Annotated in this window: 15 protein-coding genes; 3 read left to right on the forward strand and 12 right to left on the reverse strand. The window is 46.8% G+C overall.

What is annotated here, in order from left to right:
* Window positions 1-298 precede the first annotated feature (298 nt).
* The 5 genes from A3GW_RS0104225 to A3GW_RS0104245 form a co-directional block, all read right to left on the reverse strand.
* On the reverse strand, window positions 299-685 hold the full coding sequence (locus A3GW_RS0104225) for a DUF4299 family protein (protein WP_018368072.1): 387 nt from the start codon (window positions 683-685) through the stop codon (window positions 299-301).
* 66 nt (window positions 686-751) lie between these two features.
* Window positions 752-2,689 carry a threonine--tRNA ligase gene (thrS, locus tag A3GW_RS0104230; RefSeq protein WP_026216590.1) on the reverse strand — a complete coding sequence of 646 codons (1,938 nt, stop codon included), beginning with the start codon at window positions 2,687-2,689 and terminating at the stop codon, window positions 752-754.
* Between the two features lie 440 nt (window positions 2,690-3,129).
* Window positions 3,130-3,582 (reverse strand): hypothetical protein, encoded by a 453-nt coding sequence (locus tag A3GW_RS0104235; protein ID WP_018368074.1) that lies wholly within the window; start codon window positions 3,580-3,582, stop codon window positions 3,130-3,132.
* Window positions 3,583-3,622: 40 nt separating this feature from the next.
* On the reverse strand, window positions 3,623-4,957 hold the full coding sequence (locus A3GW_RS0104240) for a glycosyltransferase family 4 protein (RefSeq protein WP_018368075.1): 1,335 nt from the start codon (window positions 4,955-4,957) through the stop codon (window positions 3,623-3,625).
* A gap of 19 nt (window positions 4,958-4,976) precedes the next feature.
* Window positions 4,977-5,981, reverse strand: a complete 1,005-nt coding sequence (locus A3GW_RS0104245; protein WP_026216591.1) for an LTA glycolipid anchor biosynthesis glycosyltransferase, IagA/BgsA family — start codon at window positions 5,979-5,981, stop codon at window positions 4,977-4,979.
* Window positions 5,982-6,208: 227 nt separating this feature from the next.
* Here A3GW_RS0104245 and A3GW_RS0104250 point away from each other — a divergent pair, with 227 nt between their 5' ends.
* The 3 genes from A3GW_RS0104250 to A3GW_RS0104260 are packed head-to-tail and all read left to right on the forward strand — an operon-like array spanning window position 6,209 to window position 8,131.
* Complete coding sequence (locus A3GW_RS0104250; RefSeq protein ID WP_018368077.1) at window positions 6,209-6,535, forward strand: PadR family transcriptional regulator; 327 nt, start codon at window positions 6,209-6,211, stop codon at window positions 6,533-6,535.
* The gene (locus A3GW_RS0104255; protein ID WP_018368078.1) at window positions 6,522-7,103 is read left to right on the forward strand and encodes a DUF1700 domain-containing protein; all 582 of its coding nucleotides are present in this window, start codon (window positions 6,522-6,524) and stop codon (window positions 7,101-7,103) included. Before A3GW_RS0104250 ends, A3GW_RS0104255 begins: the two co-directional genes overlap by 14 nt.
* Complete coding sequence (locus tag A3GW_RS0104260; RefSeq protein WP_018368079.1) at window positions 7,100-8,131, forward strand: DUF4097 family beta strand repeat-containing protein; 1,032 nt, start codon at window positions 7,100-7,102, stop codon at window positions 8,129-8,131. Before A3GW_RS0104255 ends, A3GW_RS0104260 begins: the two co-directional genes overlap by 4 nt.
* A gap of 645 nt (window positions 8,132-8,776) precedes the next feature.
* Here A3GW_RS0104260 and A3GW_RS0104265 read toward each other — a convergent pair.
* From A3GW_RS0104265 to A3GW_RS0104295, 7 genes are all read right to left on the reverse strand, one after another.
* Window positions 8,777-9,460 carry a rhomboid family intramembrane serine protease gene (locus tag A3GW_RS0104265; protein ID WP_018368080.1) on the reverse strand — a complete coding sequence of 228 codons (684 nt, stop codon included), beginning with the start codon at window positions 9,458-9,460 and terminating at the stop codon, window positions 8,777-8,779.
* Window positions 9,444-9,983, reverse strand: a complete 540-nt coding sequence (locus A3GW_RS0104270) for a 5-formyltetrahydrofolate cyclo-ligase (RefSeq protein WP_018368081.1) — start codon at window positions 9,981-9,983, stop codon at window positions 9,444-9,446. The genes A3GW_RS0104265 and A3GW_RS0104270 overlap by 17 nt, the downstream gene beginning before the upstream one ends.
* Window positions 9,984-10,337: 354 nt before the next feature.
* On the reverse strand, window positions 10,338-11,462 hold the full coding sequence (locus A3GW_RS0104275; protein ID WP_018368082.1) for an N-acetyldiaminopimelate deacetylase: 1,125 nt from the start codon (window positions 11,460-11,462) through the stop codon (window positions 10,338-10,340).
* A 42-nt stretch (window positions 11,463-11,504) separates the two neighbouring features.
* A complete protein-coding gene (gene dapD, locus A3GW_RS0104280) occupies window positions 11,505-12,203 on the reverse strand; it encodes a 2,3,4,5-tetrahydropyridine-2,6-dicarboxylate N-acetyltransferase (protein ID WP_018368083.1) in 699 nt (232 codons plus the stop codon).
* A 180-nt stretch (window positions 12,204-12,383) separates the two neighbouring features.
* A complete protein-coding gene (dtd, locus tag A3GW_RS0104285; RefSeq protein WP_018368084.1) occupies window positions 12,384-12,827 on the reverse strand; it encodes a D-aminoacyl-tRNA deacylase in 444 nt (147 codons plus the stop codon).
* A gap of 9 nt (window positions 12,828-12,836) precedes the next feature.
* On the reverse strand, window positions 12,837-15,053 hold the full coding sequence (locus tag A3GW_RS0104290; RefSeq protein ID WP_018368085.1) for a RelA/SpoT family protein: 2,217 nt from the start codon (window positions 15,051-15,053) through the stop codon (window positions 12,837-12,839).
* Window positions 15,037-15,642, reverse strand: coding sequence for an HD domain-containing protein (locus tag A3GW_RS0104295; RefSeq protein WP_018368086.1), 606 nt, complete (start codon window positions 15,640-15,642; stop codon window positions 15,037-15,039). Before A3GW_RS0104295 ends, A3GW_RS0104290 begins: the two co-directional genes overlap by 17 nt.
* Window positions 15,643-15,715 lie beyond the last annotated feature (73 nt).

A 15,715-nucleotide genomic window follows, 5' to 3' on the forward strand; every position in this document is an offset into this window, starting at 1 on the left:
CAAGCCACACACGATTGCCTCCATACATCGTCTCATTCGGACAATGTATTACCTCATTATGCATAACAAACTTTACGATTACACTTTAACCCAAAATCAGTAAAATTGTTTATGCCATATTATTGTAACACCTTATTTCAAAAATCACAAAATAAGGTGTTGGTTTTGTATACACTTTTTATGTAAATCTTTAGTGTAAAGTAAGGTCACTTCCCTATTTTGATGACTGTATGAAAATTATTTTTTCTCTAAAACCTTGATAGACTTGACAAATGGTAGAAAACAAGCTACTCAAACATTATGCTGTTGCGTTTGTTACGATACGTTCAAGTTCTTCAAGGCTTAAGGGCGGCAAGAGTAGATGGGTATCTGTTGTCTGCACCGCCATTTCCCTCAACAAGGGAAGGGCAGCCTGGAAGTCGACAATCCCAATCAGGTCGTCACGGCTGGTACTAATCAGGGCTAAGCGGTAATCACTGATGGACTGATCATCTACAGCATAACTGGTTTCAGGCGCATGAGGCAAGAGGGTCAGGGTCCCTTCCGTTAGCGCAAAGCTACCAAAGGTCTTTCCATCTTGGTCTTGATAAAACTGTGGTTGAGCTAGGTAAGGATCTACATTCTGATAATCTCTAGCAACTGAATCTGGTTCTGATTTTTTGAAAAAACGGTCAAACAATCCCATATTAAATTCCTCCTTACCAAATTATACCAACTAAAAACCTGCAATCGCAGGTTTTTAAGTCTCTCATTAATCCTTACGCGACTTTCTCGCGATATCTGCCAAGATGCTCTCCACAAAGCTGTCAAGGGCAACCGTTTCAGTTTCTTTAGAGCCGTAGCGGCGGACATTGACCGCACGGTCTGCCTGCTCCTTATCCCCTACAATCAGCTGGTACGGAATCTTGCTGGTCTGTGACGCCCGAATCTTGTACTGCATCTTCTCGTTGCGCTCATCGACTTCGGCACGGACACCACGGTCTTTGAGGGCTTTTGCCACTTCCCAAGCGTAGTCCAAATGAGCCTCGTTAGAAATCGGGATCACCGTCACCTGAGTTGGCGCCAACCAAGTTGGGAAGGCCCCTTTATAGGTTTCAATCAGAATAGCGGTAAAGCGTTCCATGGTTGAAATGACCCCACGGTGGATCATGACAGGGCGGTGCATCTCACCATCTGCGCCGATGTACTTGAGGTCAAAACGTTCTGGCAAGAGGAAGTCCAGCTGAATGGTGGATAGGGTTTCCTCGTTTCCAAGGGCTGTTTTAACCTGAATGTCTAATTTCGGACCATAGAAGGCTGCTTCGCCTTCGGCTTCAAAGTAGTCCACACCCATTTCATCAAGGGCAGCTTTCAGCATGCCTTGAGCATTCTCCCACATCTGGTCGTCGTCGAAGTATTTTTCCTTGTCCTCTGGGTCACGTAGAGACAGACGGAAGCGGTACTCGGTCAGGTTAAAGTCCGCATAAACATCAATGATGAGCTGCAGGGCTTTTTGGAATTCTTCCTGAATCTGCTCTGGGGTGACAAACAAGTGACCGTCGTTGAGGGACATTTCCCGCACCCGCTGAAGACCTGACAGGGCACCTGATTTCTCGTAGCGGTGCATCATGCCGATTTCGGCGATACGGATCGGCAACTCGCGGTAAGAGTGCACATGGTGCTTGAAGACCTGAATATGGTGCGGGCAGTTCATCGGACGCAGGACAAACTCTTCCCCATCTCCCATGTCCATGACAGGGAACATGTCCTCATGGTAATGATCCCAGTGACCAGAGGTCTTGTAGAGGTCAACGCTGGCAAGCGGTGGCGTGTAAACATGCTGGTAGCCAGACGCCAACTCCTTATCCACGATGTAGCGCTCCAGCTCACGACGGATAGTCGCACCATTTGGCAACCAAAACGGCAGACCTTGTCCGACTTCTTGGGAAATCATGAAAATATCCAATTCCTTACCAAGTTTACGGTGGTCACGCTCTTTGGCTTCTTCCCGCATTTGCAGGTAGCTCTTTAGGTCTTTCTTGTCAAACCACGCTGTCCCGTAGACCCGCTGCATCATGGCATTGTCAGAATTGCCCCGCCAGTAAGCACCGGCGACATTGAGGAGCTTAAAGACCTGCACACGGCCTGTTGACGGCACGTGCGGGCCGCGGCAGAGGTCGACAAATTCGCCCTGACGGTAAACGGTCAAGCCCTTGTCCGCATGCTCATTGATCAACTCCAGCTTGTATGGGTCGTCCGCAAAGAGCTCCAGTGCTTCTTCTTTGGTGATTTCCTCACGGATACATGGGTGGTTTTCTTGGACAATCTTGGCCATCTCTTTTTCAATAGCTTCCAAATCTTCATTGGAAATTTGCTGCCCCTCACCATTATCTGTGTCATAGTAGAAGCCATTTTCAATGGCAGGACCAATCCCCAAACGCAGGTTAGGGAAGAGGCGGCGAGCCGCTTGGGCAAAGACGTGAGCGGCTGAGTGGCGGAGCAAGTCCAAGGCGTCCTCGTGGTCAGCAGTGACGATTTCAAGGCTGCCATCTTCCTCAATCGGACGCACGGTGTCAATCAAGACACCATTGTGCTTACCAGCTAAGGCTTTTTTCGCCAAACCAGGGCTGATAGAGTGAGCAATGTCATAAGTTGTTGTGCCTTTGGCGTATTCACGCACCGCACCATCTGGGAAAGTGATTTTAATCATCATTTAAGATATAAAGGGTGTTAAACGGACTCAGAAAAATAGGAAATCAACCGCAGAAGCTAGCTGCTAGGGAGATTTATCGTTTTTCCGCCGTCCGTACCGTATTCAGTTAGAATGAATACGAGCTTGACCCTTCAGTTCCTTTCTATATTTTTTCATTCTTTTTTAGAGACGTGAGCATTTAGGCTAACGTCTAAAATAAATAAACGACGCCCTCGTAAAAGGACGTCGCAACGTGGTTCCACCTTCATTTATTCACGGCAAAAAGCCATGAACCTCATGTTCGGTGATAAGGGGACCACCCTTTTATGTTTGCATAAAATCAAGGAAGGAGTATCATCTCTTGCAGTCTTGTACCTTTTCACCAACCAGATACTCTCTAAAATGCCTGACAAGAACGACATGTCTTCCCAACTATTCTAACATACCTTGGGAAAATTTCAAGACTTCTGCCTCATTTTTTTCAATATCAAGCGTAGCCATTCCCCAGTAGCCACTGCCATCAGAGATAGGACACCGTAAATCAGAAGATAGATTTCAATCCCTGTCGAATGGGTCACCGAATAAATATAGAGCACATAGAGAAATACTTTTTTAATTTTAGCTACCCTATCGGTCACAGACCCAGTAAAATCAAGAGAAGGTAAGTAAGCCACCGCCAATAGGATAGGTAAGGTAAGAGAGATGCCATTTTTTACGCCATAGTGAAAAGAAACAATGATAATGATGATTGGGGTAAAAACGAGGAGATTAGACACCGCAAGACCTTTCAAGACCAGATAATCATAGGGTGCAAAACCAACAATCATCAACAGATAATAGATTTCCGATAACCAATAAGTGATGACCGATCCAATCACATCAGGCAGATAGTGATAATCGTTTTTTCTCATGAGACACTCCCTGATAGCCAGCAAGCACAAGCAAGCTGCACTACTCCAAGAAATCCTTGATACTTGTAATCACTTTAATCGGTGCCTTGAAGACTTTGGCAGAAGTCGTTGCTGTCTTTTTGACAAGCGTCACCGGCAAGACTGCCGTTTGCTTGACAAGCTGAAGGGAGCGGTCTGCTGGACTGCCTTCCAGTGTCAGAGAATACTTGTACTGGCGACAGGCTGCTTTAGCGATAATCGCATCAAGGTAGAAGTTATAGACAGCCTTGCCGAATTGCTGAGCTGAGATAGCGTTTAGTTTTTGAGTTAAATGCTTCTGTGTCATCTCTGGCGTGCTGACAAGCGCATCAATAATCGCAGCAGGCAAATCCCTCGCATCGTAGTAGAGTGTGCCAAACATCTTGTCTGTGATGAGGTCATCAAGATAAGGATTGCCGTGAGCGATGACTGGTTTACCAGAAGCCAAGGCTTCCGTATAAGTTAGCCCCTGTGTCTCACTGGTTGAAGCCGAGATAAAAAAGTCACAAGCCTTATAATACAAAGCAACCTGATTATGTTCAATCATACCAGTAAAAATCACCGATGACTCTAAACCTAGTTGGGTCGTCAGTTGCTTGAGGGTTGTCAGGTAAGGCCCATCTCCAACCACAACCAGCTTAACATGCGGGTACTCACTTAACACCTCTGGCAAACTAGCTAGGATAGCCTGAATGTTTTTTTCAGAAGAAATACGAGACAGGCTTAAAAGCATGGTGTCATTCGGCTGAAACCCTAAATCCTGTCGCAAGCGGTCAACATCTTCTTGTGAAATATCATCGCGAACAAACTGATCCAGTTGAATGCCTGTAGGAATCGTCCGCTTCACAGGCTTAACCTCATAGCCCTCTAAAAGATTGGTGACGATACGACTTGGGCAAATGATGCCGTCCAAATTATTGAGATAGCCTCTAACGATATATTTGACCATCCCGGGGCGAATAATCTTGCCCTTGGCAATATAGTCAACGTAGTCCTCATACTGGGTATGGTAAGTATGAACGACAGGAATCCGCAGGGCTTTGCCAATCAATTTCCCAAGGTTACCCATCCCAAACTCCGTCTGGGTATGAATAATGTCTAGTTGGTAGGCCTTGGCAATGCGATAAGATGTCATCAACCCGCGATAGACCACACGACGATCCGTGAAGGACACAAAAGGTACACTGGGCAGACGAATAATCGTCGGATCCTCGTAGCGACCGACTGCCTTATCTGTTGTCGTAAAGATATAAACCTCATGCCCTAGTTCTTCCAACTCTTCTTTTAGGGTCCGAATACTGGTCGCAACACCAGAAACCTGAGGAAAATAAGTGTCTGTAAACAAACCGATACGCATAACCTCTCCTTTATAGAGGTCAATCTGTAAAATCTAAGACCTCTTGATAAACTGCTTTTAACGCTTCACCGATACGATTGATGGCGCGGGACTGAGCGACAGCATAACCTGCCTCTCTTTTGTCTGTTTTTCCTGATAGAATAGCTGTCAACGCATCCACAAAGCCGTCCACATCTGATGCTAAATGAACCGCTTGGTGATCAGCCCACCCCTTGTAAACAGGGATGTCTCTCAAAACAGTATGCTGGCGGCTAGCTAAAGCCTCCAAGACAACAATCCCTTCCGTCTCCTCCTTACTTGGGAAGAAAAACGCATCACTCCCGGTCATCGCACCTTCAAAGATATCTCCTTTGATGTAACCTGCGAACGTCACATTTTTTGGGTGATGTTTTTCGACAATCCGTCTGACTGACCAAGGGATTACCCACTTGTTGGTCTCTCCGAACCAGATAAAACGAACATGTGGCAATCGCTCTGCCACTTTGACAAAGTCCTCAATCCCCTTACGTTTGAAGTAAAGACCTGCACACATGACCACAGGCTGGTCATCTGTCAAACCAAAATACTGACGAAAAGCTGCTTCCTTAGCAGGATCTGCTTGGTAGCGAGCAAGGTCGATCCCATTGGACACGGCATAAATCGGACGAGTAATCCCGTAACGCTCAATCAAAGACTTGGAATAGGTTGTCGGCGTGATAATGGCATCAGCTTTCTGATAAAACTGGCAGAGATACCACTTGAATAGAGGACTGACCAGGTTTGAGCCGATAAAAGAATCCCGAAAATCCTCCTCTGTCGAGTGCCCATGCATAATGACCTTCTTTCCAGCCCTTTGGGCACGAGCCATCAACAACCAGCTCTTGTAACCATAGGTATTGATGTGCACCAAATCATAGGAATCTTCCGGATTTTTGGTATAAGCCACACCAGCCAAATCCAGCGCGCGCTCTTGGTGCTTGATGGCACGACCAATACCTGACTTTCTGAGGTAGTGTTCGGCTTCCAAGTAAAGTAAAACATTCATAACTGTCATTATACCTCATTTAAGGTATTTTTTCACCAATTAGCCTGAAAAAACTCTCGAAAAAACCTTACAAACTTGTTCGTTTACGGAGAAATAGCAGAGCTTTTCAGCTGCGTCACACTCATTTTAGAAGATGGCAAATTATTTTTGAGGTTTGTCTTGACATGTGTATTATTTTTATATATAATCAATTTATATATAAAAATTTTATACAAGGAGGTGACAGGATGTATTTTCCAACATCAGCCACAGTCATCGAATTCTTGATTCTGGCGATTGTGTCAGACCATGATTCTTATGGTTATGACATCAGTCAGACGATCAAGTTGATTGCCAACATCAAGGAGTCGACCCTCTACCCGATTTTGAAACGCTTGGTTCAAGAGCGATACCTGACGACCTACTCTCAGGAACATCAGGGACGGACGAGGAAATACTACTCCATAACCCCAAACGGAAGGGAACAACTTGTCTATCTAAAAGCAGAGTGGCAGCTCTACACAAGCAAGATAGACGACATCATCGAAGGGAGATTGACACATGACAAGAACTGAATACCTCAAGCAGCTCGACAGCCACTTACGCAAGCTACCCCAGGCAGATTATGAGGAGGCCATGGCTTACTTTACCGAGTACTTTGCAGAAGCAGGCGAGGAAAATGAAGCCTTGGTGATGGCAGAACTGGGTACACCCAAAGAGGCCGCCAGGGACTTGATTAACAACATCTTGGATAAAAAGGTCATGGAAGACCGTTACCCACCACGCACCAAGCGGCAGATGATTTGGCTGATTATCCTAGCCATCTTCGCCATTCCTGTTGGAATTCCTGTTATTTTAATCATTTTAGCTCTATTAGGTGCCCTAGTCGCTCTCTTTTTTAGCCTGATGGTGGTTGGTGCGTCATTTTGCCTAACCCTTTTCATCGGTGCTGGGATCTTCCTCTGGGATGCCCTGGCTTATCTCGGGCAGGGGCAACTTTTCGCCCTCGGTTTTGGTGGCGGTCTAGCCATGCTGGGCAGCGCCTTGCTCTTGGCACTTTTGGTTTATGTCTTTGGCAAGTGGACTGCTCATGGTCTTAAAACCTTGGTCAAATGGATTATCAAGAAAGGACAACGCGCATGAAAAAGATTACCCTTAAAAGTCTCTTTATCTTCGGCTTTGCTAGTCTGATTATCGGACTGGTTATGGTGTTCAGTAGCTTGCTGACAGGTGGTTTTGACCGATTACGCCAGCTCAACCAACCTGTGACAGTCACCAAAACTTACACAGACATAAAGAGCATCGATATCGCTGCTACGAACAAATACATTGATGTTTACCCTTCTGATGACGATAAGATTCACCTGACCTACCATTACTGGGAAGATGAGGAAAATACCAAGGTGAATCTCTCTGATACCAATGGTAAACTCAGCCTCACTGACCACGGCGAACAGGAGGAGAAGATTATCCTCCAAGGTGGGCTCAACGTCATCAGTAAAATCATGAACAGCATCAATCGTGAAAATGGTAAAATCTCCCTCGCCTTGCCTAAAGGCATAACACTTGATGAGTTACGCATCGCAACCCACGGTAGCCTCTTTATCAGCGATGCGCACATTAAAACGCTTGACGCCCCTCATTCTCATTTGAATGCCCAGCAACTGACGGTAGATAAGGGGCGCATTGGCAATGGGACATTCTATGATAGCCACCTCAAAAACATCACCAGTGATAATTATTATGCCCTGTATTTTAACAAAACGACCCTAGATGGCGCTACCATCACCTATAACGGCGACTTTACTGTTCGAGACAGCATCATCAAAAACAGTACCATCAAGGGAGAATATGCCCCGATGCAACTTAAAAACACGACCCTGGACAACACCAAGATGACATTTTCGGCAGCTTCGATTTCTGCTGAAAACCTAACTGTTCTGGGTGATGTGACGATGACCACATCAGAGTATCTCGTTGACATCAGCTTATCTGAAGCCAGCAAAAACAACATCGACCTAGACCTCACAACCAGCGAGTACGGTCAGCTAACCTTGGACCCTAGTCTGAAAGACATTACAGACAATGACCAAAAAGCCACTCGTAGCCGAGCAGGTAACAAAAACAAGCTAACCATTATCAATGACCATGCAGACATCAAATTGAAATAAAATCAGTCATCATCTGCCTGGCTATCACAAAGCTCTATCTTCTGTCAGAAAACAGTAACGGCAGAAGATGGAGCTTTTTTGTACCAAAAAGCGCAGAGCCCATCCGGTAATTCGTCAGAACTCGCCCTCTCCTATCGACTATATAGGAGCGGGCTAAGCCTAGGATAACGGTCCTAATTTCTCCCTCTTGGTATTATTAACTAAGTAAGACGTAGAGGTTGAGCGCTCTAATACGCTGGTGTCATCAGCTTTTACAGGCCTGATCAGACGGCGACATCAGCACCTTAAGGAGGAGAATCGAATGCTGGCTTTGTCATCCAAAATCATAAAAATAGCACCCCAACAGTTAGATGTTGTATCCAACTGTTGGGGTGCCATTTACTTTTGTCTCCGTCTCGTCCTTTTATCCTCATCAAGCAAATAAGACGTGGTAACTATGAGCAATCCTTGACTGGTTCTGGCAGCACTAGACTTGCCCTTGTCGTTCATTGGGAACTCTAAGACCGACAAAACACTGCTGGTTGCTTAAGATACCCTTCACCTGCCAAATTATCCTTATGGCTGAACAAGCCTTAAATATTGCTGTTGCCTCCTAAGCCATACCGTTTAGAAGTAAGGAACGACCGATGGGTTAACATCCCTTATCTATCTCAGGTAAAATAGGGCTAACAACAGGGCACTGAGACCAAGAAGAGCTAGCAAAGCCTGCTGCTTTTGTTTTTTAGAAAAAGCATACGGGTCGACACGGTTTGGCAAGATAACGGCACACAAAGCACCACCAATCGCCCCCCCTAAATGGCCCCAGATGTTAATACTTGGCATAAAGAGGTTAAACAACAAGTTCACAACAATCAGGGTTTGAAAGCTCCGCCCCATCTGTTTAAGCAAGAGATTATGCCCAAAATATCCCATAATAGCCACCCCTGCAAAGAGACCAAAGATAGACGATGAGGCGCCTGCTGATAGGACTTGAGGGGCTAAAGCGATGGTCAATAAACCACCAAAAACGCCTGACACCAAAAACAATAGGATATAATCTCGTTTCGACCAAACCTGCTCTGCTATTTTACCGACGATGTAGAGGCTAAAGCCGTTCATCAATAGGTGCTGCAAGCCAATATGAACAAAGTTACTGGATATTATCCGCCACCACTGGCTACTGTCTACGCGAATCAAGGCGCCAAATAACCCACCAAAGGTCAAAATAGCGGTGTTGCTGGTCGCATAGAAGGGAAAGACGAGGTTCATCACTAGATAAACCGCCACCATCATCACTAACAGCCCAGCTGTTATCGGGTAATCTCTATAAAATTTACGGATTTGTCTCACTATAAATCAACTCCTTTACTGCTATATCGTGGGGCTCAGGTGTAAAATGGCAGAGCTGCTTTTCATAAACCGTCGCCAAGGTCATGCCCTCATAGTCTGCCAAGTAGCGGTCATAAAAACCGCCACCATAGCCGATACGATAGCCTTGACGATTAAAAAGTAGCCCTGGTACATGAATGAGGTCAATCTCAGACTTATCAACCACATCATGAGACGTCGGTGATAAAATCCCCAAAGCGCCTTCGGTCAGCTCATCTGAACGGTAGGGAACAAAGACCATCTCTGCGTCACCGACAAGCTTTGGGACGACTACCTGTTTACCGTCTGACAGCGCACGGTCAATGAAGGGAGCCGTCTGCCATTCGTGGGGGAGGGATAGATAGGTTGCCACTGTCTGAGCCTGACGATAGGCGTCGTGTTTAAGTAATTTTTCCAACAGACCTTGGTCAACAAGGGCTTTTTCCTCAGGCGACCAAGCTCTAAGCCAAGCCAAAATCTCCTGTCGCTGTTTCTTTTTTATCATGTCTCTATCATAGCAGATTTTCCAATTTTTGGATAATCTTTGCTACCTTAAGCCAGTTTAAGGTTTGTTTAAGGTTTCGGGGCTATAATCAAATCCTTCCTAAAACTACCACTTTCCCAAAGTGGTGAGTGATAGCTAACCCCTATTACTCTCTTTTTCATAAATCTCCTAAAGTTAAGTTTTCAACAACTTAACACACCCCTTTTTAAAATCAGCCATTCGGCTGATTTTTTTGTGCCAACAAAATTACAGGTTCTATGACAAATAAGCAATTTATTTAAGAATAGTTGACAAAAAACACTTGCCACATCAACATAGATGACAAGTGTTTTCTTTATCTAGTGACGTCGTCAATTAGTTGAGGCGACTGTTCAGAAAATGTCCGACTTGCTCTACCGCAAAGGCAATAGCTCGCTCGTCTGGGCTCATTTTTGGATGGTGGAGAGGGTAAGGGGTATCAACGCCCAGCCAGAACATGACCCCAGGAACTTTATGGAGCAGGTAGCCAAAATCCTCACCCGTCATGGCTGGCGGGCAGTCAATCAAATTGACCCCTTCTGCCTTCTCAAAAAACGCCATCAGGTTTTTAGCCAAGTCTGGGTGATTTTCCACAGGCAGATAACCGCCTTGGTTGAGCTCGATGTCCACCGTCATGTCAAAAGACTGGGCGACACCTTGTGCTAACTGCCGCACCCGCTCCTGCATGAGTAGGCTATTCTCTTGGGTCAGGCTGCGAATGGTGCCATGCAGAAAAGCCGTATCTGCGATGACATTGTTGGTCGTACCAGCTGTCATGTGCCCACAAGTCACCACGCCGCCCTTAATTGGGTCAACGTTACGGCTGACGACTGTCTGGACTTGGGTGACAAAGTAGCTAGCCGCCACCAAGGCATCCTTGGTCTCGTGAGGAAAGGCAGCATGCCCCCCCTTGCCTCTAAAGGTAATTTTCACCTCACAAGTACCTGCAAAGAGAGTGCCCGCGTTGGTCGCAATGTCACCGACCTTCATGTCTGGTCTGACATGGAGGGCGTAAAACTCATCTGGTAACCACTCACCAAACGCTCCATCATCATACATGAGCTTGGCACCAGCTAGATTCTCCTCAGCTGGCTGAAAGAGGAAGAGCATGTTGTTCTTGGGTTGCTGCCCTGCTATTTTTTCCAAAAGCCCCAAGGCAATGGTCATATGGACATCATGCCCGCAGGCGTGCATCCGCCCCTCGTGCTGACTGGCAAAGTCTAGCCCTGTCTCTTCAACGATCGGTAGACCGTCCATATCCGTCCGCCAGCCGATGGTTTTCTCAGACGCATAGCCCCGCACAAAGACCAAAACCCCTGTCTGCCACAGTTTTTGGTCGATGTACGGCTTGTTGAGCTGGCGTATCTGCTCCAGCAGATAGCTCTGTGTCATCTTCTCCTCCAAGCCCAGCTCAGGTATCTGATGGAGGTCACGGCGAATGGTTACTAAATCAAGTGTCATTTTTATTCCTCTAGTCAAAGAGACCGGCAAGCGGTCTCTGTCTTATAATGTGCGCAAGGCTTCTTCCAAAGCTGTTTTTTGTTGGGTTTTTTCATCAATTTCCTTGATGATGCGGGCTGGAACACCTGCCACCACGACATTTTCTGGGACGTCTTGAGTGACGATGGCTCCTGCCGCAACGACAGATCCACTGCCAATCTGTACTCCTTCAATCACCACAGCATTGGCACCGACAAGGACATTGTCCCCGACACGAACAGGCTGGGCAGAGGCAGGCTCAATCACACCTGCAAGGACAGCTCCCGCACCGATGTGACTATTTTTTCCGACAGTCGCACGCCCTCCTAAGATAGCGCCCATATCAATCATGGTCCCCTCACCAATCTCAGCTCCGATGTTGATGACCGCCCCCATCATGATGACAGCATTGTCTCCGATGGTCACTTGGTCACGGATGATCGCACCTGGCTCGATACGGGCATTGATGGCCTTTTTATCCAGCAAGGGCACTGCTGAGTTACGGGCGTCATTTTCCACGACATAGTCACGGTTGGCAACTAGACCAGAGAGCAAGGGCTCAATCTCCTGCCAATCACCAAAGAGGACATTGCCTAGCTTGGTCACACTGGCTGGGACTTCTCCCGCTAGCGTCCCTTCAAAAGTGACCTTGACTGGAGTGACTTTCTTGGCTTGGGCGATAAATTGAATGATTTCTTGTGCAGACATCTTGGTTGCGGACATGATAACTCTCCATTTCGTTTTTTACCATTATAGCAGATTTTTCTAAAAGCACCAGCAAAAACGACCTCAAAGAAATCGTTTTTGACCAAGCTGTCTAAAGTGTTTAACGATGTTGACGACGATGAACCAAGCCAAGGCTTATTGAATTAGACGGAACAGATTGAGACACTTGACTACTCGTCAGTTTTCCTTAGTATCCAAGACGATGGTCACTGGTCCATCGTTGACGAGGCTGACCTGCATATCTGCTCCGAAAAGGCCAGTTTTGACAGGAACATGTTGGGCAAGTTCGGCGTTGAACCGATCATAGAGTTGGCTAGCTAGCTCTGGCTGTGCTGCTCCTGTGAAAGCTGGGCGATTGCCTTTTTTGGTCTGTGCAAAGAGGGTAAACTGTGAGACAGAAAGAACCTCCCCCTTGATGTCTTGGATGGACCGATTCATTTTGCCTGCCTCGTCAGCAAACAGTCGCATGTTGGCGATTTTTCGCACAGCGTAGGCAATGTCTGCTACAGTATCGTCTGGAGCAATCCCAACCAGCAGGAGCAGACCCTGCCCGATAGTTGCTCTGCCATCTCCCTCAATCGCCACCGAAGCAGTTGCCACGCGTTGAATAACGATTTTCATGCTCCCTCCTTAGCCATTGGTGCGTTTGACGGAGTAGACGTCTGGCACCATCTTGATTTTATCTGCCACAGTAGTCAAGGTAGCGAGATTTGGAATACCAAACTTGATATGAACGTTGACGAACTTCATGTCCTTAGTCGGTTGAGCGTTAACCGCCATCAGGGTCTTGGTGGTATTGTTAAGGATTTGCAGGATGTCGTTGAGAATGCCTGGGCGGTTGAAACCGTAAATGTCAATGTCAGCCACATAGTCCTTACTGGTGTTAGTGTCGTCCCACTCGACCTCAATCAGGCGCTCTTCATACCCCTCCTGTCCCTTGATGTTGTTGCAGTCGGAACGGTGGATAGCAACGCCACGCCCTTTGGTGATATAGCCCTCAATAGCATCACCAGGCACGGGATTACAGCACTTGGCGATCCGCATGAGAAGACCTGATGCACCTTGGATGATGACACCGTTCTCGCTCTTAACCTTTAGGACGTCACGTTTGGTTTCATGCTTGACTTCACCGCCCTTGACCAGCTCCTCAGCTTCAGCTCTGGCTCTAGCTTTTTCTTCCTCACGGCGCTCTTTCTCGGTCAATTTATTAAAAACAGCGACAGCTGAAATTTCTCCAAAACCAACAGCAGCATAGAGGGTCTCCTCGTTACGATAGTTGAGCCGTGGCAAAATCTCATCAATATGCTTTTTATCCAGGTATTTATTGGGCACATAGCCGTTGTCCTGCAAGGTGGTCACCAGCATCTCACGCCCTTTGTTGATGGACTGCTCCTTATCTTGGTTTTTGAAAAACTGCCTAATCTTGTTTCTAGCCTTGTTGGTTTTGACCATCTTGAGCCAGTCGCGACTAGGACCAAAGGAACTCTTATTGGTGACAATCTCGACCACGTCACCTGTTTTTAATTTATGGGTCAAGGGCACCATTTTCCCGTTGACCTTAGCCCCGATGGCTTTTTCTCCAACTTCTGTGTGAATATCGTAGGCAAAGTCAATGGGACCAGAGTCCTTAGGCAGTTCACGCACCGCCCCATTTGGCGTGTAGACGTAGATGCGCTCCGAGAAGATGTCTTCTTTGACAAAATCAACAAATTCCTTGGCATCATTGGCCTGACTTTGAAACTCGGATAATTGCTTAATCCAGTTGATGCCGATGGCGGTTTCTTTGGTGTCGACCTTGTTGGTCATCCCTTTTTTATAGGCCCAGTGAGCAGCAACCCCGTACTCCGCCACGCGGTGCATTTCCTTGGTTCGGATTTGCACTTCAATAGGACCCGTCGGCCCATAAACCGTTGTATGGATGGACTGGTAACCATTGGCCTTGGGCGCAGCCACATAATCCTTAAACCGACCTGGCATAGGCCGCCAGAGTTCATGAATATAGCCTAGCATGGCGTAGACATCGCTGGTCGTCTCCATCAAACACCGGATGGCAATCAGGTCAAAAATCTGATCAAACCGTTTTTTCTTGTCATGCATTTTGCGGTAGATGGAGTAGATGTGTTTGGGGCGCCCATAGATTTTGCCTTGAAGCCCTTGTTCGCTGGTGTAGTCTTGGATTTTTTGGACGATTTGCTCGACCTGCTCTTCACGCTCCTTGCGTTTCTCGTTCATCAGGTGCTTGATTTTGTAAAATTCTGGCTCGTTAAGGTAGCGAAAAGCCAAATCTTCCAACTCCCACTTGATGCGACTAATCCCCAAACGATGAGCAAGCGGGGCGTAGATTTCCATGGTTTCTCGGGAAATCCGTTCCTGCTTATCTGGTCTCAGGTGTTTAAGGGTCTTCATATTATGCAAACGGTCTGCCAACTTGACCAAAATCACTCGCAAGTCTTTTGACATGGCAATCAACATCTTACGGTGGTTTTCTGCCAATTGCTCCTCGTGAGATTTGTACTCAACCTTACCTAGCTTGGTGACGCCATCAACGATGGTAGCAACCTCCTGACCGAACTGCTCTGCCATGTCCTCAAGGGTAATGTCCGTGTCCTCGACCACATCGTGGAGGAAACCGCAGGCAACGGTGACGGCGTCCAACTTGAGGTCCGCTAAAATGCCAGCCACTTCAATAGGGTGGTTGTAGTAAGGCTCTCCAGATTGACGGAACTGCCCGTCATGAGCTTTTTCCCCGTACCGATAGGCTTTTTCAACCAAAGCAATCTCGTCTGGTCCCATATAGGTCTTAATTTGATTAAGGACACTTTGTCCTTTGTTATCCTTGTTTGCCATCACGCACCCCCTCTCTTTCTAAACGTTGTTCTTGTTCGTCAATCAGCTGTCCGATAACTGCTGCCAAATCATCCAGCTGATAAGCCCTTGCCAGAGGGAGATAGACCGTTCTTGTCTCCTCAAGTTTCTCTGCTTGCTTGCTCAGGTTTTTCATGCCTGATAGGGTTTGTAGGTTGTGGATACGGTCAGCCAGTTTAACAATTAGCACCCGTTTGTCGACATCTGTTGCCTGTTTAATCTTGTCGATGGTGCAGGTCTTACAGCAACCGAACTTCGTCACTCCATCAACGATAAAGGCCACCTCATCACCAAAGTTCTGACGAATCTGTGCCAACGTATAGTCCGTGTCTTCAACCACATCATGAAGCAGGGCTGCCACTACCGTCACCGCATCATGTTCTTTATCCGCTAAAAAACAAGCCACTGCCAGCGGGTGACTGAAATAAGCCGTCATCCCATCATCTCGTGTCTGTTTGACATGTGCCCCATTGCTGATATGCAGCGCCAACAAGACCTTGCCGACTTCCCAAAAATTGAGATAAGTGTTAACCTGCTTCAACAAATAAACTTCTTTGTGGTGGTTTAGCACAATTACTCCTCTTTCAAACTTGTTTTTCCTTCTATTGTACCTGTTTCTCAAAAAAAGTGCAAAGACTTGACCG

Source organism: Streptococcus entericus DSM 14446 (assembly GCF_000380025.1).
GTDB classification, from domain to species: domain Bacteria; phylum Bacillota; class Bacilli; order Lactobacillales; family Streptococcaceae; genus Streptococcus; species Streptococcus entericus.